Origin of the sequence: Pedobacter alluvionis (assembly GCF_003664035.1) — a bacterium.
GTDB classification, from domain to species: Bacteria; Bacteroidota; Bacteroidia; order Sphingobacteriales; family Sphingobacteriaceae; genus Pedobacter; species Pedobacter alluvionis.
Genome location: NZ_RCCK01000011.1, coordinates 1,191,209 through 1,215,237, shown reverse-complemented (window position 1 = coordinate 1,215,237; position 24,029 = coordinate 1,191,209). Strand labels below are relative to the sequence as shown.

At 39.2% G+C, this 24,029-nt stretch carries 23 protein-coding genes; 14 read left to right on the top strand and 9 right to left on the bottom strand.

Going from position 1 to position 24,029, the window contains the following annotated elements; genetic code table 11:
- The first annotated feature begins 119 nt into the window (after positions 1–119).
- A complete protein-coding gene (locus tag BCL90_RS13150; protein ID WP_121284406.1) occupies positions 120–1,562 on the top strand; it encodes a hypothetical protein in 1,443 nt (480 codons plus the stop codon).
- A 205-nt stretch (positions 1,563–1,767) separates the two neighbouring features.
- On the opposite strand, the gene BCL90_RS13145 is transcribed toward BCL90_RS13150, so the two are convergent.
- Together BCL90_RS13145 and BCL90_RS13140 are read right to left on the bottom strand one after the other, a co-directional pair.
- Complete coding sequence (locus BCL90_RS13145) at positions 1,768–3,084, bottom strand: amidohydrolase family protein (RefSeq protein WP_121284405.1); 1,317 nt, start codon at positions 3,082–3,084, stop codon at positions 1,768–1,770.
- On the bottom strand, positions 3,074–6,094 hold the full coding sequence (locus tag BCL90_RS13140; protein ID WP_121284404.1) for an amidohydrolase family protein: 3,021 nt from the start codon (positions 6,092–6,094) through the stop codon (positions 3,074–3,076). Before BCL90_RS13140 ends, BCL90_RS13145 begins: the two co-directional genes overlap by 11 nt.
- A 112-nt stretch (positions 6,095–6,206) precedes the next feature.
- Between BCL90_RS13140 and BCL90_RS13135 the strand changes: the two genes are divergently transcribed.
- The 10 genes from BCL90_RS13135 (at position 6,207) to BCL90_RS13085 (ending at position 15,388) form a co-directional block, all read left to right on the top strand.
- Positions 6,207–6,653 carry a cytochrome B gene (locus BCL90_RS13135; protein ID WP_121284403.1) on the top strand — a complete coding sequence of 149 codons (447 nt, stop codon included), beginning with the start codon at positions 6,207–6,209 and terminating at the stop codon, positions 6,651–6,653.
- Between the two features lie 930 nt (positions 6,654–7,583).
- Positions 7,584–8,981: an anthranilate synthase component I family protein gene (locus BCL90_RS13130; RefSeq protein ID WP_208529779.1), complete on the top strand. Its 1,398-nt coding sequence runs from the start codon at positions 7,584–7,586 to the stop codon at positions 8,979–8,981.
- Positions 8,982–9,036: 55 nt separating this feature from the next.
- The gene (locus BCL90_RS13125) at positions 9,037–9,627 is read left to right on the top strand and encodes an anthranilate synthase component II (RefSeq protein ID WP_121284401.1); all 591 of its coding nucleotides are present in this window, start codon (positions 9,037–9,039) and stop codon (positions 9,625–9,627) included.
- Positions 9,628–9,744: 117 nt separating this feature from the next.
- Positions 9,745–10,527 carry an indole-3-glycerol phosphate synthase TrpC gene (trpC, locus tag BCL90_RS13120; RefSeq protein WP_121284400.1) on the top strand — a complete coding sequence of 261 codons (783 nt, stop codon included), beginning with the start codon at positions 9,745–9,747 and terminating at the stop codon, positions 10,525–10,527.
- Between the two features lie 365 nt (positions 10,528–10,892).
- Positions 10,893–12,083: a GTPase HflX gene (gene hflX / locus BCL90_RS13110; RefSeq protein ID WP_121284398.1), complete on the top strand. Its 1,191-nt coding sequence runs from the start codon at positions 10,893–10,895 to the stop codon at positions 12,081–12,083.
- 373 nt (positions 12,084–12,456) lie between these two features.
- Complete coding sequence (gene rbfA / locus BCL90_RS13105) at positions 12,457–12,834, top strand: 30S ribosome-binding factor RbfA (protein ID WP_090503026.1); 378 nt, start codon at positions 12,457–12,459, stop codon at positions 12,832–12,834.
- Between the two features lie 6 nt (positions 12,835–12,840).
- A complete protein-coding gene (gene trhA / locus BCL90_RS13100; RefSeq protein WP_121284397.1) occupies positions 12,841–13,470 on the top strand; it encodes a PAQR family membrane homeostasis protein TrhA in 630 nt (209 codons plus the stop codon).
- Positions 13,471–13,476: 6 nt separating this feature from the next.
- On the top strand, positions 13,477–14,163 hold the full coding sequence (locus BCL90_RS13095) for a peptidoglycan DD-metalloendopeptidase family protein (protein WP_121284396.1): 687 nt from the start codon (positions 13,477–13,479) through the stop codon (positions 14,161–14,163).
- 181 nt (positions 14,164–14,344) lie between these two features.
- Entirely contained in the window at positions 14,345–14,998 is a 654-nt protein-coding gene (locus BCL90_RS13090; protein WP_121284395.1) for a TonB family protein, read from the top strand.
- Positions 14,999–15,388 carry a hypothetical protein gene (locus BCL90_RS13085; protein WP_121284394.1) on the top strand — a complete coding sequence of 130 codons (390 nt, stop codon included), beginning with the start codon at positions 14,999–15,001 and terminating at the stop codon, positions 15,386–15,388.
- Here the strand turns inward: BCL90_RS13085 and BCL90_RS13080 are convergent.
- Positions 15,377–16,249: a diacylglycerol/lipid kinase family protein gene (locus BCL90_RS13080; RefSeq protein ID WP_121284393.1), complete on the bottom strand. Its 873-nt coding sequence runs from the start codon at positions 16,247–16,249 to the stop codon at positions 15,377–15,379. The two genes, BCL90_RS13085 and BCL90_RS13080, sit on opposite strands and share 12 nt — an antisense overlap.
- A gap of 60 nt (positions 16,250–16,309) precedes the next feature.
- Here BCL90_RS13080 and BCL90_RS13075 point away from each other — a divergent pair, with 60 nt between their 5' ends.
- Entirely contained in the window at positions 16,310–17,284 is a 975-nt protein-coding gene (locus BCL90_RS13075) for an App1 family protein (RefSeq protein ID WP_121284392.1), read from the top strand.
- A 290-nt stretch (positions 17,285–17,574) separates the two neighbouring features.
- Here BCL90_RS13075 and BCL90_RS13065 read toward each other — a convergent pair whose 3' ends face one another.
- Entirely contained in the window at positions 17,575–17,943 is a 369-nt protein-coding gene (locus tag BCL90_RS13065) for a YccF domain-containing protein (RefSeq protein ID WP_121284390.1), read from the bottom strand.
- A gap of 106 nt (positions 17,944–18,049) precedes the next feature.
- Between BCL90_RS13065 and BCL90_RS13060 the strand changes: the two genes are divergently transcribed.
- Positions 18,050–18,400 carry a hypothetical protein gene (locus tag BCL90_RS13060; RefSeq protein WP_134380388.1) on the top strand — a complete coding sequence of 117 codons (351 nt, stop codon included), beginning with the start codon at positions 18,050–18,052 and terminating at the stop codon, positions 18,398–18,400.
- Between the two features lie 60 nt (positions 18,401–18,460).
- On the opposite strand, the gene BCL90_RS13055 is transcribed toward BCL90_RS13060, so the two are convergent.
- Entirely contained in the window at positions 18,461–19,660 is a 1,200-nt protein-coding gene (locus BCL90_RS13055) for a DUF1501 domain-containing protein (protein ID WP_121284620.1), read from the bottom strand.
- Between the two features lie 92 nt (positions 19,661–19,752).
- Complete coding sequence (locus BCL90_RS13050) at positions 19,753–21,198, bottom strand: DUF1800 domain-containing protein (protein ID WP_121284388.1); 1,446 nt, start codon at positions 21,196–21,198, stop codon at positions 19,753–19,755.
- A gap of 70 nt (positions 21,199–21,268) precedes the next feature.
- Between BCL90_RS13050 and aat the strand changes: the two genes are divergently transcribed.
- Positions 21,269–21,901 (top strand): leucyl/phenylalanyl-tRNA--protein transferase, encoded by a 633-nt coding sequence (gene aat / locus BCL90_RS13045; RefSeq protein WP_121284387.1) that lies wholly within the window; start codon positions 21,269–21,271, stop codon positions 21,899–21,901.
- A 187-nt stretch (positions 21,902–22,088) separates the two neighbouring features.
- On the opposite strand, the gene BCL90_RS13040 is transcribed toward aat, so the two are convergent.
- From BCL90_RS13040 to BCL90_RS13030, 3 genes are all read right to left on the bottom strand, one after another.
- Positions 22,089–22,691 carry a TMEM175 family protein gene (locus BCL90_RS13040; RefSeq protein ID WP_121284386.1) on the bottom strand — a complete coding sequence of 201 codons (603 nt, stop codon included), beginning with the start codon at positions 22,689–22,691 and terminating at the stop codon, positions 22,089–22,091.
- Positions 22,692–22,800: 109 nt separating this feature from the next.
- A complete protein-coding gene (locus tag BCL90_RS13035) occupies positions 22,801–23,583 on the bottom strand; it encodes a 3-keto-disaccharide hydrolase (RefSeq protein ID WP_121284385.1) in 783 nt (260 codons plus the stop codon).
- A gap of 65 nt (positions 23,584–23,648) precedes the next feature.
- Complete coding sequence (locus tag BCL90_RS13030; protein ID WP_121284384.1) at positions 23,649–23,966, bottom strand: YgaP family membrane protein; 318 nt, start codon at positions 23,964–23,966, stop codon at positions 23,649–23,651.
- Positions 23,967–24,029: the final 63 nt, after the last annotated feature.

Sequence of the window (24,029 nt, the reverse complement as noted above, 5' to 3'; positions counted from 1 at the left end):
TTTGGATTTTATAAATGCCTTTTTAATGTATTGCACTTGCGTGAATATTTTACTTAAAAGTAATTTTAATATTACATATTGTTAATTTTAAATCTGTCTTTTCATGAAAAAAATCAGATATGAAAAAAATTAGCACTCTATTAGTCCTATTGGTACTAATTGTCTCATCTTGTAAGAAAGAGCCGCGGATTTCAAAGGAAACAAAGCTGTTTTCGAGATCCAATTCCAAGTTAACCAGTTCACGCCCATTAAATCCCGGTGATCCAAATTTAGATGCAACCTGGGACTGGACCCAGCACAGTTGGACTGCTTACTTCAACAATGCCAATGGATCTGTTGGTAGTGTTACTACATTGAATCCTTTTATTGATGGCGCTCAAAAAGTTTACGGTAATGTTGATGTTTCAAAAGCAGATATGTATCCTGCCAATGGATGGATGCTGGTATCGCGCGATTTTGGAACCCCAACCGAAGCCAATGCCTATCCGTTTTTATTGCTTTATAATAAACATAGGGGCATTTTGAGGGTATGTGTATTGAGGACTTACGATGTTCAATCATCTTATCAACAAATCACCCTTGGTTATGCTACCAATACAACGTATCCAAAATTCTTTTTATACAGTAGTACAAAGCCTCCTTATGCATGGACTGTTGAATATCCGGCTAATCCGGTTAATACTCAAAGCAGCGACTACAAGCAAACGGCAGTTACTTTTGCAGGAGTGCAACAGTGGATGATTGCAGATTTTGATGTCAATGGATATAGTGCAACTTTTGATGAAAATACCTCATTCAATATTAGTGTTTCTGAAGTGACACAATCTGATGTTGTTTTAAATGGAAACATACAATTAGATGGTACTGCTCAACCACAGGCAGCTGGAGGGCCTAGCGCAATAGGAATAATTAAAAATGCAGAAAGCTTTTATGCTAAAACTGCAGAAGGTGTTGCAAAGGTTTTAAAAATACCTGAGACAGATGCTGCAGGTAGGATTGCAGGAGGTGGCGCGCTATTTTTAAAGAGTATATTGGGATTAATAACAGGTTTTTCGGGAGGGGAATCGGCAGTGCCCTATAATATTAAACTGAAGGGAACAATCAACCAAACCGGATCGATTAAATTAACATCACCAAAAACATCTTTTAGTGTGTATTTAAAACCATTAACAGGTAGTGTAGCCTACCGTGCTGTACAAAATATTCCCTGGGGAGTTTTTTATCTGGAAACTTCAAATGCGATTGTTGAGGACTTTACTCATTACACTTGGGTAACGGATGAATATGGTTATCCAGGAGAGGTTTATGATGGCTTTAGTAGGTCAGTAAAATTCAATCCAAATTTCTTTGCTAATTCACTAGTGATTAACCCAGCGATTGCTAATGATGTAGCAAGTGTAGAAGCATGGGGTGCCAATACAGGGGTTGACTTTGTTCCAGTATCGGTATTTGACCAAGCTGAAAGGTCGATATGGGCTGCTAAAAATGAATATCCATTACAACTTGGAGTAAAAATTACATTTAATAATGGAAATATTGTCTATAAGCTTTTTTCATTTTAATTCTGGCAAGGTTAGTTATAAAAATAGATTTACCTCCAGTTACTGTAAATAAAGAGGTTATATCATAAATATAGATTTGTCATCCTGAGCCTTTCGAAGGACCTATTTAAATACGCTTTAAGGTGTTTCGACAAGCTCAACATGACAGCATCTGGGCTGAATTGCCTTTATGATATAACCTTTTTGTGTTAAACTGGGAGTTAACTTACTTCTTTTCAGCGATATATTTATCACTAAACTTTTTATCCAATTGTTTATGCAGATTATCCAGGTTAATATCCCTGCCCTGAATAAAAGCCTGTTCTACTTTATTGGTGCGCATATCCAAAGCATCACCGGTAGAAATAAATAAAGTAGCGTCCTTACCTGTTTCTATGCTTCCAATGGTTTTATCTACACCCATCGCTTTTGCTGCGTTTAAGGTAATGGTAGATAGCGCCTTTTCTTTATCCAATCCCCATGCTGTAACCGTACCCGCCATAAAAGGCAAATTGCGCTGTTGCCAGTAACCATCAATACTTAATACTACATTTAAACCTGCATTAGCCAATACGGCAGCATTTTTATATGGCATATTTACATCATCGTCATTGTTATTGGGTAAGACATGTGGCTGTTTTACCACCAGGGTAATGTTGTTTTCTTTCAGGAAATCGATGATCAGATACGCTTCATCTGCTCCGTTGATTACCGGGGTGATACCAAATTTCCTGGCGAAATTAACTGCTGCAACAATATCCTTCTGGCTATCCGCAGTGATAAATAATTTTTCGCTGCCGGCAAATACTTTCTTCATCGCTTCGAAACGGGTATTGATTACTTCGGGTTTCCCCATTTCGGAATAGGCTTTTGCTTCAGCAAAAAACGACGTTAACTGCGCAATTGCAGCCTGCGTTCTTTCTGCTAGCACTTCCGGCGATAACTGTGGTCTGCCGAAGCCACCAAAGCCACCTCTAAAACGAGGTGTAACCGGCCAGGTAACATGCATGGCATCGTCGGTTTTAATTGCCGCATCTTCCCAGTTCCAGGCATCAAGCTGAACCACTGATGAACTGCCTGAAACGGTACCGCCCTGTGGCGTTGGCTGTGCCATTAACACACCATTACTGCGCAAGGTGGCCGGAACTTTCGAATCTGTATTGTAAGCCACGATAGAACGGATGTGCGAATTAAAATCACCTATTTCCTGAAAATCCAGGGTCGCTTTTACGGCTTCAATTTCTGTTAAACCCAAATTGGTGGTGGCTGCAATAAAGCCAGGATAAATGTGTTTGCCTGTAGCCACAATACGCAGTACATCATCCTGTGGCACTTGTCCGTTAGCCGTAACCGAAATAATTTTTCCGTTGCCAAAAAGGATGGTTCCGTTTTCAATCACTGTTCCATTACCCACGTGTACGGTTGCACCGGTAATGGCGATGGTTTTACTTTGTTTTTTAGCTGGCGAAATGTTAGCCTGTGCAAAACACATCAGGCTTGTTGTCGATAAAGCCAGGCTGAGTAGATATCTGTTAGTGTGCATGTTCTTTCTCGGTTAATTCTGCTGAATAGTTTTCTAAAGTTTCACAATTGTACAGGCGTGGTGCATCGCCCAAGGGGCGTTGCGTACGGCCACCTTTACTTTTGCTCTCTAACATCTTTTGGATCAGACGTGCTTTTTCTGCCTGTTGCGTTTTAATTACCTGCGTGTCTTTATCAATATCCCAGTAGGCAATGCCATCTACAAAAGTTTTTTCCACCCTTGCATAAATAGAAAGCGGATTGGCTGTCCAGATTACCACATCGGCATCTTTGCCTGCTTTTAAGCTACCTACTTTGTCGTCAATATGCAGCATCCTTGCCGGATTAAGCGTTACGAATTTCAGTGCATCTTCTTCAGGTACATTACCGTATAAAACTGATTTGCCTGCTTCCTGGTTTAAATGACGGGCCATTTCTGCATCATCAGAATTGAAAGCAGTGGTTACACCAACATTGTGCATAATTTTTCCGTTGTAAGGAATAGCCTCGGCCACTTCGTTTTTATAAGCCCACCAATCAGAGAAGGTCGAGCCTGCAATGCCATGCGCTTTCATTTTATCGGCCACTTTGTAACCTTCTAAAATGTGCGTAAAGGTGTTGATTTTGAAGCCTAAACTATCAGCGACATGAATTAACATGTTAATTTCGCTTTGTACATAAGAGTGGCAGGTAATGAAACGTTTGTTGTTCAAAATTTCTACAATGGCATCCAGTTCAAGGTCTTTACGTACGCTGTTTCCTTTTACCGAAAGCGCTTTGGCATATTCTTTTGCCCGGGTAAATTCATCCACAAAAGTTTGCTCAACACCCATACGCGTAACCGGGAAACGGGCGCCGGTACCAAAATTACTCTGTTTAACATTTTCGCCAAGCGCAAATTTGATAAAACCATCGGCACCTGCAAATTTCAGTTCCTCTGGCGATTTACCCCAACGTAATTTAATCAATTGCGACTGGCCACCAATAGGGTTTGCCGAACCGTGTAAAATATGAGAAGTGGTTACCCCTCCAGCCAGTTGACGGTAAATGTTTACGTCTTCTGAATTGATGATATCGGCCACACGTACTTCAGCAGAAACCGATTGTGCACCTTCATTAATGCCACCCGCGCCAGCAATATGCGAGTGTTCATCAATAATACCAGCGGTTACATGTTTGCCTGTAGCATCGATCACTTTAGCGCCGCTTGCCGAAAGATTTTTACCAACGGCTTTAATTTTTCCATTTTCTAAAAGTACATCCGCACTTTGAAGGATGCCGTCTTTTTCGTTCGTCCAAACGGTGCTGTTTTTAATCAGTACGGTTTCTTGTTTAGGGAGCTCGGTACTACCGAAAGCCGAGAAAGGATAAATGACCGGCCCCAAGGCCAAAGTAGCATTAGGTTCTTCTTTTTTAGGTGTTTCTTTAGCTGCTTCTTTATAAGTAGCCGTAAATCTTCCTGTTTTACCATCAGGCAATGCCGATTCGCCTTTTAAGGTAACCGGATTTGCCGAAGTGATGTAACCGCTTAAACGGATATCGCCTATTGGATTTTTCTTTAAGTTGAAATTGATGCTGATCCAATCGCCATTTCTGGTAAAGGTGGCCGTAGTTTTTACGCTATCTGCACCAGCTCTTTCAACTGCCGCGGTAGATCCGCCACCCGTGCCGGTAATTTTTAAGGTTAAAGCGCCAACACCATCAACATTTAAATTGTAAGTGCCACGTACATCGCTTACGTCCATCTTATTTACCACAAAACGTTTGCCCTGTACCCAGTTTTCGAAAATGATGTTCCCGTTTTTGAACAGGTTATCAGATGAGATTAAAAAGTTAGCAACTTTTCCTTTTTCCAGGGAACCAACTTTATCGCTGATGCCCAAAAGCGAGGCAGGGATTTCAGTAACAGATTGTAAGGCTTGTTTTTCAGTTAAGCCATTTTCTATCGCTGTGCGGATGTTCGCCCAAAAATCGCGATTGTTTTCTAATCCAAATGCTGTTAAGGCAAATTTAATTCCCGCTTTTTCCAATGCAGCAGGATTGGTTGGCGCCAGTTCCCAACCTTTCATTTGTGATAATGTTATATTTCTGGCTTCTGCCGGATCTTCCACATCGTAGGCTTTAGGGAAAGTTAAGGGAATGATTAAACTTGCTCCGGTAGCTTTAACTTCATTAATGCGCTGGTATTCATCGCCAGTAGATTTAATGATGTATTTCTTGCCGAATTCTTTCCCGATTTTATCGGCACGCAGGATGTTCTGCCAGCCGTCAACTTCAAAAATCTGTGGCATGGCTTGTTGTTTGGCAAATTCATCCAGCGAGATATTATATTCATCTTTTTGCTTGCCATACCATTGTGCATCGTAGTAGGTTTGGCGTAATAAGGCAATAGAACCCATTAATGAAGTAGGGTAATCGTTTGATGAACTTCCTTTGTTAAATGAATAGTTTGCTGCGGTCTGGTCCTTTAAAAATACGCTATTGTCGGCGCCCTCGTTTAAAGTTACCACAGCAGAAACTCCACGTGCAATACCGTCGCGGTTAATTACATTTACACTCCCGAAACCAACTTTGCGTAATTCATCCGCTTTTTTGCTGTCGGTAGAAAAGATGCTTTTTACATAAGTTTCTGGCCTGATGGATTCATTCCAGCCATAGGCACCTTTTTTGGTGGATACAAAAATAGACTGACGCTGGCCGCCGAAACTGCGTTGCTGTGCAGGTGCTTCGGCCAGACCATAGCTCGTAAAAGCATCAACCAGTGATGGATAAATAAATTTTCCTTTTAAATCAATCACCACATAACCTTTGGGCACGGCTAAGCCAGCTCCAATAGCCTGAATGGTTTGTCCTTTAATTAAAAGGGTAGCATTTGTTAGGGTTTGGTTGGCATTTGCCACTATCGTTGCATTGGTGAAGGCAAACATTCCAGGCCTGGTATCAAAAGAGCCGTTAACAGGAAAGGAGGTTTGCTGTGCAAACAGAAATGTAGCAGAAAATACCAGCCAAAGTGCAGGTAAAATTTTCTTCATAATAAGCTTAGGTTTTAATTTGTTTAAAACTAATATAAATAAGCGTTCAATCTGTTGAATATCCTATTTTTTACAATTAATGTCTATTTTTGAATCATAGAAATTTATTAATATGAACGATATTTTAAAAAGTGCCCACTCTGGATGGCGCTATGTGGTTTTTCTTTTATTGATTATAGCTGTTGCTAAGGCTTTAGCTGGCTGGTTCGGGAATAAAACCTATACGGAAGGCGATAGAAAGCTAAATGTTTTCGCTTTAATCAGTGCACACATTCAATTGTTAATTGGTTTGGTGCTTTATTTTAGCGAGGGCTGGTATAAGTTGAGCAGTGCGGGTGCACCAGCGGTACGTTATTTTAAAATGGAGCACATCACGATGATGGTAGTTGCAATTATTTTAATCACGGTAGGTAATGCAAAGTCGAAAAAGTTAACTGAAGCTGTTGCCAAACACCGTACCATCGCTATTTTCTTCGGATTGGCGCTAATTTTAATTATTATAGCTATTCTATTAATGGTTAAGGCAGTACCCGGAAGATCGTTTTTTGGGGTTTCTTAAATGGATATTTCTTGCAATTAATATAAATCCTGCTTTAAAAGAGCGGGATTTTTTTCGTTTTAATGCACTCGCTTTTTACCACAAAGTACACAGAGGAAGAGCACGGAGGTCGCTGAGTCTTCATTGGTGGTGAAGCTCCCTCGAGCCGTCATTTCGAGCGAAGTGCAACGCAGCCGAGAAATCTGTCTCGAGATAGATCTCTCCATTTCGCTGCGCTCCAGTCGAGATGACGATATTGTGTAAAAGATTTTTCGCTGCGCTCAGGATGACAAAATAAGTTAGGATCCGCAGATTACGCTGATTTACGCAGAGGGAAACTTGCTATCTTATATTTCCTTACATTCCTTATATGGTTAACAATAAATTTTTGCTTGCTTTGCGCTGACCTTAGCGTTCTTTGCGGTTAGAAAAGAGATCTTACCTTAAAAGATCTTTCGCTGCGCTCAAGATGACAAAATAAGTTAGGGCCTGCAGATTACGCTGATTTACGCAGAGGGAAAACTTGCTATCCTTAACATTCCTGATATGTTCAGCAATAAGCTTTTGCTTGCTTTGCGCTTACTTTAGCGTTCTTTGCGGTTAGAAAAGAGATCTTACCTTAAAAGATCCTTCGCTGCGCTCAGGATGACAAGTGGATTAACACTCACGCCTTCGGACTTCTGACTCCAGACTAAACTTATTTTCATAAATATTTCGGTTTTTCAAAATTCTTTATATTTTTGTGGCTCATGATCAACAATATACATACATGGCTTTGGCAAAGTAATTCGAATGAATTGCGCTGGCTGCGTATGAACAAAATATAGTTTATCAACCTAAACCTTATTAAAGAACCATTAAAGCCCGGCGTAGAACCACACGCCGGGCTTTTTATTGTTGAAAAAAATACGAGAATGCAAACCATAAGCCTTACACCATTTTACCTTTATCATGTATAAAATAAATACGACTTACAAAAAAATGCTTGCCGATACTACTACGCCAGTGAGCATTTATTTACGCTTACGTGATGTGTACCCTAACAGCATCTTGTTGGAAAGTTCAGATTACCACAGTAGAGAAAACTCCATGAGTTTTGTTTGTGCTGATCCTGTTGCCGGAATTATCTTAAAGGGATCACGGTTGGAAACCTATTTCCCCGATGGAGCAGTAGAAATTACCGAAAGTAAAAACCTGATTGATGAAATCGCGGATTTTAAGGACAAATTCAAAGAAACCGAATTGCCTGAAATCAAATTCATTTCGAGTGGCCTGTTTGGCTATTTTACCTGGAACGCTGTGCAGCATTTTGAAGATATCAAGTTTACTTCCGCAACACCTGAAGGGGAGGAGATTCCGGAGATGCAATACCACTTGTACCGTTATATCATCGCCATCGATCACTTCAAAAACGAAATTACGCTGTTCAAAAATACTTTCGAAGGAGAAGAAGAAGGTGGACTTGAAAAAATGGAATACCTGATCCAGAATAAAAACTACCCTGAATATAAGTTTCAACTGCGTGGTGAGGAAAGTTCGAATTTAACCGATCAGGGTTTTATGGATTTGGTGGAGAAACTTCAAAAGCACATTTACCGGGGTGATGTTTTTCAGATCGTTCCTTCAAGAGCATTTAAACAGGCATTTTCTGGCGATGAATTTAATGTGTACCGTTGCCTGCGTTCGATAAACCCATCGCCTTACCTGTTTTACTTTGATTACGGTAATTTTAAATTATTCGGCTCTTCACCGGAGGCACAGATTACGATTAAGAATAATTCGGCAAATATTTTTCCCATCGCCGGAACATTTAAGAGAAGCGGAAACGATATTGAAGATGCTGAACAGGCCCGTAAATTAGAACAAGACCCTAAAGAAAGTGCTGAGCACGTAATGCTGGTTGATTTGGCCAGAAACGATTTAAGCCGGCACTGTAACCGAGTTGAAGTAAAATCTTTTAAAGAAGTGCAGTACTATTCGCACCTGATCCACTTGGTGAGTAAAGTAAGTGGTCATTTGCAGGAAAATGTAAGTGCTTTTAAAGTCGTTGCCGATACCTATCCGGCAGGTACTTTAAGTGGTGCGCCAAAATACAAAGCCATGCAGCTGATTGATGAAAACGAAAAACTGGGCAGGAATTTTTATGCCGGTGCCATTGGTTTTATGGGTTTCAATGATGATTTTAACCACGCCATCATGATCAGGACGTTTATGAGCAAAAATAATGAACTGCATTACCGTGCAGGGGCTGGCATTGTAGCCGATTCTGTCCCTGAAAATGAGATGCAGGAAGTAAATAATAAAATTGCCGCATTGCGCAAAGCGTTGCAGATGGCAGAGGGAATTTAGTGAAGATGTAAAATGGATGAAGTGAGATGGATGATGTAAATAAGGAGAAAATACAATGGAAAATATAAATAAAAAAACCGTGTTGGTTATTGATAACTACGACAGTTTTACGTACAATCTTGTGCATTTAATTAACGAAGTAGGTTACGAAGCAGAAGTTTGGAGAAACGACAAATTCGAGCTGGCCGATGTAGAAAAGTATGATAAAATTTTACTTTCGCCGGGTCCGGGTATTCCGGAAGAGGCGGGCTTGTTATTGGATGTAATCAAAACCTATGCGCCAACTAAAAGTATTTTTGGCGTATGTTTAGGTCAACAGGCCATTGCCGAAGTATTTGGCGGTACTTTATTGAACTTAGGCAGGCCCATGCACGGAATAGCCACACCGGTAACCGTTGTAGATGGCGATGAGCCTTTATTTTGGGAATGCCCGCAAACTATAAATGTTGGTCGCTACCACAGCTGGGTAGTGAGTAAAGATAATTTCCCTTCATGTTTAAAAATTACGGCCAGAGATCATAAAAACGAAATCATGGCGTTAAGACATGAAACGTTTGATGTACGCGGGGTACAGTTTCATCCCGAAAGTGTATTAACGGAGCATGGCAAACAGATGATGGAGAATTGGTTAACGTCGACTCCCTAGGGCTTTATTCATCCGGTCGTCATTCTGAACTTGATTCAGGATTTTACTGGGATTAGTTAACTTTTAGATGGTTAAACAAATCCGATAGCTATCGGATCAGCAAGACAAATTAGTAAAATGAACATATTAGATAAAATCGTATTACGTAAAAAGGAAGAGATTGTTGCTGCAAAAGCTTTGGTTTCTGTTCAGGATTTAGAAAATTCGTTGCATTTTAACCGAACGCCTTATTCTTTTAAGGAGTTTCTACTGGCTGAAGACCGTACTGGGATTATTGCAGAGTTTAAGCGCCGATCGCCATCAAAAGGTTTAATTAACGGAATTGCCGATGTTGCAGAGGTAACGCAGGCTTATAACGCTGCAGGCGCATCTGCACTTTCGGTTTTAACGGATTTAGATTTTTTTGGTGGTAAAACCGATGATATTCTGGCTGCCCGGGCGGCAAATAATATTCCGATCTTAAGAAAAGATTTTATGATTGATGAATACCAGATCCTGGAAGCAAAAGCCTGGGGTGCTGATATTATTCTGCTGATCGCTTCAATTTTAACCCCTCAGCAAATCAATGATTTCGGGAAATTTGCCAAAGGCTTAGGCTTGAATGTGCTTTTAGAAGTGCATAACCTGGAAGAGTTGGAGCGAAGCATTTGCCCGAACCTGGATGCTATTGGTGTAAATAATAGAAACCTTACCGACTTTACGGTCGACATCCAGACCTCCTTCGGACTGGTGAACAAAATCCCGGATGAGTTTTTAAAGATCTCAGAAAGCGCCATCAGTAATCCGCAAACCATTAAGGAATTAAAAGCAGCAGGTTTTAATGGTTTTTTGATCGGTGAGAATTTTATGAAAACGGATAATCCGGGAAATGCTATTAAAGAATTTGTAGCACAAATATAGTTCTCGTTAAACCTCGCAGGTTTTGGAAAGCTGCGAGGTTTATATTGCACTTTGCCTCTAAACTAAGCACTTCAGTCTTTTGTTAAATAAACCTGATAAAGCGGAAAACCCACAGCGAGGTACGAGCGAGGATTTGAAGCGATAGCAGGGCTTTTGTAACCGAAATGCACAGATCCCTGTTTTCCTAAGAATAATATTTTAGACCGCCTTAATGACCTTAATGCATCTGTGTGTTGAATTGGCCGTGTTGCCATGGAAGCGATAACAATCTCTTTTCTCCAAATTGAATTAAAAACTTTTATTGCATCAACATGGTTTGTTAATGGATTTACACATTGGCAAATTTCGTATATTTGTCTAATTACATGGGAAAACAAAAAACATATGATACTGCCGTAGTGCAGGAACGGGCAATTTTAGTTGGAGTGGTTACACCTGGCGAAAAAGAAGCCCAAACGAAAGAATATTTAGATGAGCTGGCCTTTTTGGTAGATACAGCTGGTGGGAAAGTGGAGAAGGTTTTTACGCAAAAAATGCTTAAGCCGGAGCGTGCCACATTTGTGGGTACAGGTAAGCTGGAAGAAATTAAAGCGTACGTAAAATCAGAAGAAATTGATGTAGTAGTTTTTGATGACGAATTATCGCCGTCGCAACTGCGTAATATCGATCGTGAGCTTGGGGTTAAGGTTTTGGATAGAAGTAATTTAATTCTTGATATTTTTGCCAACAGGGCCCAAACTGCACAGGCAAAAACACAGGTAGAACTGGCACAATTACAATATGTTCTGCCGCGGTTAACGGGTATGTGGACCCACCTGGAACGCCAGAAAGGTGGTATCGGGATGCGTGGTCCGGGTGAAACCCAGATAGAAAGTGACAGAAGGATTATTTTAAATAAAATCTCTTTGTTAAAAGAGCGTTTAAGAAATATAGACCGGCAAAACGAAACACAGCGCAAAAACCGTGGTCAGTTAATTCGGGTAGCTTTAGTAGGTTATACCAACGTGGGTAAATCTACCATCATGAATATGTTGTCGAAATCGGAAGTATTTGCAGAAAATAAACTGTTTGCCACTTTAGATACGACTGTTCGTAAGGTGGTAATCGAGAATTTGCCTTTTTTACTTTCTGATACCGTTGGGTTTATCCGCAAGCTGCCTCACCATTTGGTAGAATGTTTTAAATCTACGTTAGATGAAGTGCGCGAAGCTGATTTGCTGATTCATGTGGTTGATGTATCGCATCCAAACTTCGAAGATCAGATCAATACGGTTAACGAAACCTTAAAAGATATCGGCGCAATTGATAAAGACATGATTTTAGTTTTCAATAAAATTGACGCTTATGTTTCGCCAGAGATTGATGATGAAGAGGATGATGGTAAGCTTACTTTAGAAGACTTCAAAAAAAGCTGGATGAGCCATGATAAAGTGCCGGTTTTGTTTATATCGGCTACAGAAAAAGAAAACCTGGAAGAGTTTAAAACATTATTGTACGATAAGGTTAAAGCTGCGCATGTGGCAAGGTATCCGTATGATAGCAATTTATTATATTAGATTAAATTCCGTCGATATATTGCGGAAATAAGTCTTACAGCTTTTAAACATAAGCCTCAGTTTGATAATATTTAGATATTTCTAACTTAGAATCGTCACCCTGAATTTATTTCAGGGTCTATTTGCAGTTGAGATGCTGAAATGAATTCAGCAGGACGATCGCCCTAGAATAATATTAACCGAACTCGGGTTGTGGGTTCAAAAGTTTTACATTTTTAGAATATTTATTATTGATACCATTTAATATCAGCAGACTAGTGATGGTCTGATAATTGATTATTGGCTATTGATAATTTTAAAACCTTATCAATTTAATATTATCTACCTTGTATGGTCTGATAATTGATTATTGGTAATTGATAATTATAACATTATGGAAAGTAAACGTCAGCAGAAATTTGCAGGAGTATTACAAGAGGAGTTGGCACAGGTTTTTCAGCGTGAAGGTGCTGCATTTTTGCCTAATACATTGGTAACCATTACCCGCGTAAGGGTTTCGCCCGATCTGGCCGTAGCCAAAGTTTACCTGAGTTTTTTTAATACCAATAATACCACACTTTCAATCAATACGGTTAATTCGCATGCCGGAGAGATCAGATATAAATTGGGAAGCAGAATCCGTCACCAGGTAAGGGTGGTACCAGAACTTACTTTCTTTGTGGATGATACCAACGAGTATGTTGAGCGTATGGATCATCTTTTTGATAAAATTGCCAAAGAGCCCAGACAAAAAGACGAAGACAGCGAATAATTTTTTGTGAGGAAGCTAAGGGAACCCGTTAATTTCTTCACTCATTTTATACCGGCATTAATTGCAATTCCGGCTGGCTATATGTTGCTTCAGAAATGCAATACGCCTGTTGAATATACCGCTGCCTGGATTTATAGCATCGGCACCTTTATCCTTTTTGGTGTAAGCGCCATGTACCATGGTTATCCGGCTAGCGATTATGGTGTGCGCTTTTGGCAAAAATTCGATCATTGCTGCATCTACCTGATGATAGCAGGTTCTTATACGCCAACTGCTTTACTGGTTTTTGATGGCTGGCTGCGGTGGAGTTTGTTCGCTATTGTATGGATTATTGCCATTGTGGGCTGTCTGCTCAAAATCTTCAACCGATTAAAAAGTACAGCCATATCGTTATCCATTTATATCTTAATGGGTTGTTTAATTGTGCCTTTGCTACAGAAAATGCTTGGGACTTTGCCCATCGGTGCAATTTTCTGGTTATTGCTTGGAGGCATTTTTTATATTGGCGGAACTTATTATTATGCGAAGGATAAACAACTGTCAAGATGGATGCACAGTCATGAATTATGGCACCTGTTTGTAATCGGCGGAGCTTTATCGCACTACATTTATAACTTCGTATATATCTTTAAATAATTTCAGATGCAAACTTTCGAGCAGGTTATTCAATCAAATGCTGCATTGATCCAAAAAGTTGTTGATTTTGATGTAAAACACGACCAGTTTCTGCCTTTGGATTTTACAGCGGCCAATACGGAATTAACAGACAGAATTTTAGATGATACCGATCTGTTTTCTGATTGGGTAAATGAAAAGCTGGCTAAAAACAATGCGCGTTACGGAATTGGCGGATACAACGAACACCGCACTATTTACTCGCGAAGCACACATTTTGATACTGAAGAGGAACCCCGCAGGTTACATTTAGGTGTAGATATTTGGGCTCCGGTTGGAACACCTGTCTATAATTTTTATGATGCCAACGTTCAGAGCTTTGCCAATAACAACAACTTTGGTGATTATGGTACAACCATTATTTTAGCTTATGAAATAGATGGTTTTAAATTTAATGCATTATACGGGCATTTAAGCCTGGATTCGTTAAATGGGCTGGAGCAGGGTAAATTTATCCCTGCAGGAGCCAAAATCGCAACCTTAGGCTCAAAAGAAGAGAACGGTTACTGGCCACCACACCTTCATTTTCAATTAATCGAAAATATGGAAGGATTAAAAGGCGATTATCCGGGCGTTTGTAAGTTTAGCGAAAGGGAAAAGTATTTAGCCAATTGCCCTGATCCGGATTTAATTTTGAAGGTTACTTTTTCTTAGTTTTTAACCGCAGAAATATTTTAATGTAATCGTCATTGCGCTATGCTGCAGTCGAGATGACGTCTCTGTAATAAAGTTATCGATGATTTTTCCGTGTTTTCTGTGCTTCCGTGGCAAACAACTCCTCTTCTCTCTGCGAAAAACTTTGCGTTCTCTGCGGTTAAAACCGTAAATTAGTACAATGAAACACCTGTTCACCATTTGTTTACTTTTCAGCTGTTCATGGGCCATTGGCCAGGTTCAGTTCAAATCTGGTAAAAGTGGTTTTACAAACTTTTTAAGAGAAAACACCATTTATCCCCAGTTTTCTAAAGATAATTGTATTCAGGGGACGGTAAACGTGAGTTTTAAGCTTAATGCACAAGGCAAGGTCTATTTCTCAAAAGTGAGCAAAGGAATACTGTCTGACCTAGATGAGGAAGCATTGCGGTTAGTGCGTTTAAGTAGTGGTAAATGGCAGGTTCCGGTGGGTTACGATACTACGGTTTCGATTATAGCACCCGTAAATTTTGTACTATCGGGCTATAATTGTGAAGGAAAATCCAGCGAAGCCATTCAGGAAGCAATCCGTACTTATTTGGCTGAAGAAGGTTTAACCAATTCCGTAATTAATTTCTATAAAAATATCGATCAGGCAAAACCTGGGCAGGAAGCCCAGATAATTGCCGTTAAAAACCAGTTGGGCATTGATGATGAGTATCTGAGCGACCGGATTAAAATGGCGCTAAAGAAAATCAAACAAGGCGACAATCAAGGCGCCTGTGAGGATTTTTTATTTGTTAAATATATAGGGAGTAAAATGGCTGATGATTATTTAGCAAAGTATTGTAAGTAAATGAAAAACGCCAGCAGATTTTTTGCCTTATTGGATATGATCAGTATCCTGTTGCTTGCTAAACAGTTTTGGCAGATTTTAACACATCTGAACGAAATCCCTGATCAGATTCTTTCGCAGGCCAAAGTTATTTTACTGTTGCCTTTGTTTGTATCGCTTTTTGTATCGGTAGCAGGTTTAATCTTATTTAAGAAATTCGGTTTTATTACCTATTATATTCAGTTTCCATTCCGTTTAGTGGTATGGATATTTTCTATTGGCTTTATTACTTATTTACCGGAAGTGTTAAACCTTGGCGAAAGGTGGTTTGATATTTTATTTCGGATCTGTTTCATTGCCGAATTTTTCAGATTATATTTTACCATTAAAATTCATCGCTCATCCTTCTGAAGCCTTTTGTAAAACCACTGTTATGGCTGCCGGGAGAATTTTTGCTTCAACAGTATTTACCCTGCCAATGTATTCTCCATCAACCTGGAAGTGTGCTTTGTGTTTCGAAGAAATCTTTACTTCAGCAGTTTGAAATACTTCTATTTTTTTAGGGTTGAAAGGTAATTTGGTGATCCAAATTTTTAAGATTTCAAGATAGGAGTAATCTTTTACCAAAACCACTTCGAAAAGTTCGTCGTCTAATTTTCCGTCTGGGTTTATCTTTAATCCAGAGCCATACATAGTTGCGTTGGCAATGGCCACCATGGCTGCTTTAGAGGTAATGGTTTCGTTTTTAAGTTTCAGCTGCACTTCCATTCTGCTGTGGTTCCATAAGGCATGCCAGGTGGCTTTTGCATAACCCCACATACCGCGCTGGGGCAGGGTATCAAATTTCTTCACCAGGTAGGCATTAAAACCTAAATCGGATAAATGAATGCAGATTTCATCGTTAAGTTTAACCACATGGATTTTTTGCAAACGGCCTTCATCTAAAATGGCTAAAGCCAGTTCAATATCAGTTGGTATACCTAATTCTTTCGCCATTCCATTAGCTGAACCGGCAGGGATAATACCAATGGGCGTTTCGGTATGCAACATACATTCAGCTACCAGTTTTAAGGTGCCGTCGCCACCAACTGCTACCACACGATCTGCTTTTGAACTTTTAATCCGTTCCTTTATCTTTTCTAAAGAGCAGTCTTTTGGCAGTTCAAAAAGATCGATTTCTGTATTTTTTGCTTCGAAATAGGTAGAAATTACTTCCTTCAAGTTAAGATCATGACTGCCTGAGCCCGGGTTGATGATGAATAATAATTTCATGTGCTACCTAATGGTTTATACATCAACAAACAACTTTTGGTAAACTCTGTTTTAATACAGATGAATAAATCTGTTAGTGTTAAAGTATATCACGGCTATGGCCACACGCATAACCTGGTTGTTTATGGTCATGTTTTTAAACGCAAGGCGAAAACAAAGCAGGTTTATAGCAATAATTTGTTTATTAACATTGTACATCTTTTAAAGCTCTTTATCCTAAAACCTTATGCTTTTGTTGAGGTGCGCTTGCAATTTTTTGATCAGATTGTTTACAATAAAACCGAAGGAGATGGCTTTTTTAAGTTCGAATGGAAAGCCGAGCAGGATGTGCCTGCAGGCTGGCATTTTGTAAAAGTGGAAGCTGTTGATAAAGACAGAACAGTTTTAAGTGCTGGAGAAGGCAAGGTATATGTGCCACATATTACGCAATATGCTTTTATTTCTGACGTGGATGATACCGTAATGATTTCTCATTCGGCAACTATTGGAAGAAGATTGAGAGAATTGTTTATCAAAAATCCACATACCCGTAAAACCTTTCCGGATGCAGCCAATCACTATCAGCAATTGGCCCTGTCGCATACCGATGCAAATCAGCCCAATCCTTTTTTTTATGTAAGCAGCAGCGAATGGAATCTCTATGATTATCTAGTCGAGACTTTCAGGTTTAATAAACTGCCAAATGGTGCTTTCCTTTTAAATACCTTAAAACGATGGAAAGATTTAGTTAGAACAGGTAAAACAGGGCATGAGGGTAAATTATTGAGGGTAATGCGGATTTTAGATGCCTTTCCCAATCAGAAATTTGTGTTTTTTGGTGATAACTCGCAGCAGGATCCAACGATTTATTCCAAAATAGTGGAGAAATATCCTAAAAATATCGAAGCAGTTTATATCCGTAATATACGTCCTGAAAAAGAATTAGAAACCAGACAATTGCTTAAAAAAGTGGAAGATAAAGGGGTGAGTGCGTGTTTATTTAATAATAGTGAGGAAGCGATTGAACATTCTAAATCCATAGGACTTATCCAGTAGTTTTTGGAGCGCAATTGTTGTGCGCTTCGGTCGCGGTAGTCCCGCTTTCCTTCCTGCCCCGATGTAATATCGTGGGCATCCATTCAATCGGGGCTAAGCACAGTATTTTTTGCCAATGGGAACAGGCCAAAGTTCAATAAACCTGACAGGAGCGAGCACCGAACTCAGAGAGGTAAAGCGGATGGCAGGACTTTCTGATCCGATAAACACAGAACCCTGCTTTTCAAAAAAATACAAGAGTAATATGACGAATAAGTCGTGTAAATGACGGAAAAATATAGATTTATTCATCAGGAAATCGATTTGCCAAACGGTGTAAAAGCTAAATTCATTAACTTAAAATGCTGGCGTCCGAATGGAATACCAACAATGGTAATGCAAAGCAGAATTCCGAAAAACAAGTGGGTTAAGGCTATCCAGAAACCACCGCATAAAATCCAGATCAAATTCATGACGGTAGACAGGCAGCCTGTGTTCGAAGATGTATCCGTAATTTTAACCCCAAAAGGAGCCAGGCCTACGATGGCAAATTTAAAACATTGAATGCCAAAAGGAATTCCTACAATGGTTAGGCAAAGGATTAAGCCTCCGATAATGTATTCGAAAAAAATAAAGATGCCGCCAAAAATAATCCAGATGATATTGCCTAAAAAGTTCATTGTGTTTTTTAGTTTAAGATTTAATACTGAGAATTTTGTTACAGCTCGTTAATGCTTTCTGCTTGTTTTCTTCGTAATTTAGAATTACACACAAATGAAACACAACATGAAAAAAATTATTCTTGCTGCGGCATCCGTCGCTTGCTTTGGACTGTCGAGTGCCAAAGCCCAAAATGTAAATGGCTTTAACTTAAGCGCCATCAAGGTTGAATATATTGAGCTCAAGCCGATTTACAACGGCGGCAATACATATATTGCCAGAATAGATTATGGACAAAAATTTAAAAGGGATAAAGAACTGAACTTAAGAGGTGATGATGGAAACGATTTACTTTTCAATTCCCAGATGGATTGCCTCAATAAAATGAAAGGATATGGCTATGAACTTTTTAATACTTATACCGATCAGATCGATAAAGACACCAGTAGACCTGTATATGTGTTAAAAAGAAAATAAATCGAAAAGAAGTCAAGTTTTATAGCCAGTGGGTTGTTAAACTTGACTTCTTTGTAATAGCTATATAAAATCCAGCGTATTAAATTTTTTGTTCAGAATATCAGCATTGTTTACATCGAGCCATTTATCTAAAATGGTACCATAAACCTGCCTAAAATCCAATTGATATTTTAAATCGCCGGTATCGAGATCGCTCAAGTTTGGTGCGGCATTAAAAATCCCTTGTTTCTTTAATTTTCCACCGAAAACAAACATATTATTTGCCGTTCCGTGGTCGGTACCGTTACTGGCGTTTTGTTCTACCCTGCGGCCAAATTCGGAGAAGGTAATCACCAAAGTATCCTCCAGTTTATTATTCGATTTCAGATCTTTTAAGAAAGCAGCCATGCCCTCGCTATACTGTTTAAGCAGATTACCTTGTTGGCCAATCTGATTAACATGTGTATCAAAACCACTTAACGATACATAATATACCCTGGTTTTTAATCCAGAAGAAATAAATTTTGAAACCGTTTTCAATTGGTTAGCAAAACCCGAAGTTGGATAAGTGGATTTCGATTGATAAACTTTGGAGGTGTTTTGTATATAGCTGGCAGAAGAGGAAGTTTCAATCATGGTTTTGTATAAATAACCTAAATTATCTTCATCTAAATGTTCCTTATCATTCTGCAGCATGGCCTTAAAAAACGGATCGTTCGTATTGCGGAACAAAGCTGCAGGATCTTTTAATGCAATTCCTTTTTTGGTTTGCCCTTTCATGGCCAGAGAAAGTGAGTCATCAACTTCTATTGCCGTATAAGGGAATTTACAGGTTTGGCAATTGCTATCTAAATAGCGGCCAATCCATCCGGTTGATAAAAATTGATTACTATCACTACCGGTTTGCCAGATATCCATGGAGCGGAAATGCGAACGATCCGGATTCGGGTAGCCAACATCGTTAATAATGGTCATCCAGCCTTGATCGTAAATTTCTTGCAAGGCAGCCATGTTCGGATTTAGCCCTTGCATGTCGTTCAATCTGATTACCTCTTCAGGTTTAATGGCGATACTTTTTCTTTTTTGATAATAAATGTCGTTCCCAAAGGGAATAACCGTATTTAAACCGTCATTTCCACCAGAGAGCTGAACCACAACGAGGTTTTTGTAAAGGCTCAGCTCATCAAGTGCCATGGCCTCAAGTGGTTTCATAAAAGCCGGAACGAATAGCGAACCTGCTGCAACAAATCCTGTATTTCTTAAAAAATTTCTTCTGTTCATGGTGTAAAGTTTTTTTGTTGATGGTTCATGGCCTGGGTGTTTAGCTAAGCGGCGATCAAACATGAGCCATCAAACCATTAATCAATATTCATCTAGCACAACTGGTATTCTGGCATACTGGTAATTTCGACGGCCGTACTTCGCAATCCTTTGTTATCACTTACCATTGTGGTTATTTTGGTATTTAATTTTGGTTGCAGTAAAAACTCGGTAAGTGCTAATGGCGTTAATCCTTTTGGTAAAGTGTTTAAAAATTTAGGCCAGTCTGCATTTGCGTTTACGTACGATTTTGGTTTCATATTGGCATTTGCATTGGTGGTAGCCGTGCGGCTTAAAGCAATTACGGCTTCATCTTCAGGATCAGCTTTACCACTAAAATCGATTTCTCCATCATTTAAAACAAGCGATGGAATCCGCATCCTTAACATTAACGATGAACTATCAATCCAGCTTTGTCCGCCAGGCCAGCCCGCAACATTAGGCGGGTTAAATAAATATTGTCCTAAACTGCTTTGCAGCTGTATTAAAACCTGTGGTTTGTTATAAGTAACATAAAACTCACGACTTAAACCCACTAAAAATTCAGCTGGTGATTTAATTTTTGTACCTACATTTTCCGGGCTATAAAACCAATCAGAAGTAAACATTTTTTTCATCATTGCAGCAATGTCGTATTTCGAATTGTAAAAATGTGTGGCGAGTTCTTTAACATGTGTTTCATTGGGGTTATCATTAACAAAGAATTGATACACCTTCCTGGCAATGAACTGTGCGGTTTCTGGTTTTTCGAGAATAATATCAATGATGTTTTCGCCTTCAAAATTCCCGATTTTACCGAAAAAGGTTTTTGTTCCGGTATCGTGCAGATTTTGCCTGAAAATAAATGAGCCATCTTTATCATACATCCAGCCTGTAAATGAGCGGGCAGATTCTTTAATATCCTGCTCGGTATAATTCCCCCTTCCTAAAGTGAAAAGCTCCATCAGTTCGCGGGCGAAGTTCTCATTTGGCTTCCCTTTTTTATTCTGTTGGTTATTCAGGTATTGCAGCATCGCTGGCGACTTTGAAACCTCTACCAACAAGGTTTTAAAACTTCCTAAGGCATTTGCTCTTTGGATGTTGTTTAGTTGTTGTGCAAAGAATGGATTATTACTGCGGCAGGCAAAATGACCATGCCAAAAGAGCGTCATCTTTTCCCTCAAGGGAGCATCTGTATTAATCATCTTAGTAATGAAGGCAATATTCAGGTCGCGGCTCACTTCGTTTTGCTCGCGTATAATCTGCTGACGCATTTTCTTTTCATCATCCGTCAGGTCTTTTTTAGCATATAAACCTGCCTGTACCAAAAGCTGTCGTTTTGATTCAAAATCGTTTATTAAATTAATTGGATCATCTTTTTGGGAATCTTTAAGCAAGTTATCGACCACTTTATCGAGATTTTTTTTGCTTAATTTTTGTAAGTCGGTATAAGAAACCCCGAAGCCGGCCCGGTTGTAAAGATGTTTTACTTTTAAGAAATTATCTTTTGTGCTCATCATAGACTGTTTTACAATATGACTAATTTAAAACGTCAGGGTTTAATCTTTGTTTTCTTTCTTATTTTTGTATATGTTTTTTCAGTTACTTGATGATCACCCAGGCTTTCCGGATCCGGCTTTGGCAGAAGAGGATGGTTTGCTGGCCATTGGAGGAGATTTAAGTACCGAGCGGTTATTAATTGCCTATTCTAATGGTATATTTCCATGGTTTAGCGAAGGCGAACCGATCCTTTGGTATTCGCCACATCATCGTTGCGTAATTTATCCTGATAAAATCAAAATCAGTACAAGCATGCAGAAAATTTTAAAACAGGAGGTTTTCAAAATTACTTTTAACCAGGCTTTTGCCGAGGTGATCCGGAATTGTGCAACTACGGAAAGAAAAGGGCAGGATGGAACCTGGATTACCAACGAAATGCAAAATGCTTATATCAATCTCCATCAACAGGGCTATGCCCACAGCGTAGAGGTTTGGCTGGAAAATCAATTGGTGGGTGGATTATACGGGCTAAAAGTTAACCGTGTGTTTTGCGGCGAAAGTATGTTTAGTCATGTAAGTAATGCCTCAAAAGCTGCGCTTATTTTTTTAAGTAAAATGAATATCGATTTAATCGATTGTCAGTTGCCAAACGATCATTTAATGAGTTTAGGCGCTGAAATGATCAGCCGGGAGTTGTATATGGAAATGCTTCAGGCTCTTTGAAGCTGATGTGGCTGTAAGTTTTAATGTTTCTCTTACTGCCTGTGTTCAATAAACCCGGTAGTAGCGGTTCCGATTCTTTACCGATCAATCGGCACTAAATTAGCATCGGAAGTAGCGGATAACGGGACTGCTGTTTCAGAAGGATTACTGAGCGCTCATTTTCAAATGAAAAGCAAAAAATGATATCTCACTTATTATCATCAGTTAAACCCTGCTCACGCATGGCATTTTCAATTCTTCTGTCAGGAATAAACCAGATGCAGGCGACCACGAAATAAAGCGCAACGCCAATCCAGGGGTTGATAAAACTTAATCCGATACCTGCAATATAAAATAGCAATGAGAATTTCCCTTTAGCATCATTACCTATGGCATGTACCACCAAAGAGTGCTGACCTTCTGTTTTTTTAATCACAATTACCAATAAGGTATAGGAAATGGCTGCAAGAAGTAATGCAACACCATATAGAATAACAGGCCATAAGGCAAAGTGGTGTTCGCCCATCCAGCCCGCCGCAAATGGAAATAGTGAAAGCCAGAAGAGGAAATTTAGGTTAGCCCAAAGCATTGATCCATTTACTTTTTTAACGGCATGTAATAGATGATGGTGATTATTCCAGTAAATGCCAACATAAATGAAACTTAGGATATAACTGATAAATTTAGGGATCAACGGTTTTAAGGTTGCTAAAGTTTCGCCATGTTCTGGTACTTTAATTTCCAAAACCATAATGGTAATGATAATTGCAATTACACCATCGCTAAATGCTTCTAATCTGCCTTTGTTCATAAAAAATCCGACCTTAAATAATCTGGTTACAATTATCAGTCAAATTATTGTATAAAACAAAACCTGCAAGCTTTTGGCCTGCAGGTTCCTTATTGTTGTTTTGTTGAAATTATAATTCTCTCACCCAGATGTTTCTGTAGCTGATTGCAGGGCTTGGGTCTCCGTGATCTTGTAATTTGATTGAAGAAGGACCATGCTTTTTATATTCAGGAGCACCGATATACCTTGTTGCACCCTTTAATATAAATCCGTTCTGTAAAAGTACGCCATTTAAAAATACGGTAACACTTGCTGGTTTTTGTACTGTTCCGTCTTCATTAAAACGTGGTGCATTCCAAATGATATCGTAATATTGCCATTCACCAGGTTTTTTGTTGGCGTTGGCTAAAGGAATTGCTTGTTTATAGATGCTACCTGTTTGTCCGTTCACATAGGTTTTGTTATTATAAACATCTAAAATCTGAATTTCGTAACCATCATCACCACCACCGGTTGAAGCTAAAAATACTCCGCTATTTCCACGTGCCTGACCTTCGCCAGAAATGTTTTCAGGGATTTTCCATTCCAGATGCAGTTGGTAATCGGTAAACTTTTTATTGGTTTCAATATTTCCTGTTCCTTTTTTTACGGTAAAAAATCCATCGTCAATTGTCCACGCAGCCGGTTTCGATGGATCTTTAACAGAATGCCATGCATCTAAATTTCTACCGCTAAAAAGAATGATCGCATCAGATGGTGCATCTTGAGGCAATTTACCTGGTGTAACAATTTTAGGAACTGGCTCCCAAACCTCCGTTGTTTTTGGATCATTGGCAGGGTCTGGTTTCTTATCTTGCGCCATAGCTTGTCCTGCAAAAAGTGCAGGAATAAATAATAGTGTGTACTTGTTCATGATTGTGGTTTAACTTTTTAAAGTTAACCAGTTTATTAAGAAATGGAAATTTAGTATTTAAAATTTTACCCTAAATCGTCAACAACATAGGTTTCACTGATAATTACTTCGTCAGGTGCAACATCTTCCCTGCGTTGCTCTGCTAAATCGCGCATTGGGCAATAGCCTGTAATGCCACGGTATAATAGTCCTGCACCAATTGCAGCACCAGTTAATCCAATTACAGGATGTGAAAAAATGCTGGTAATGCCTTTAAAAAGTAAATATGTTCCTGCTGCGCCTGATAACCAACGCTCAGATTTTGAAACATTTTCGAATAACTCTGGATATTTCCATGCTTCTTTAACATTATTTACTGCAGTATTAAAATCTTGATTTGTCATGATGGTAGAATTTATGTTCTACTGTATAACAAGTAAGGAGGGAATGAGTTTTGAAAAGAATTT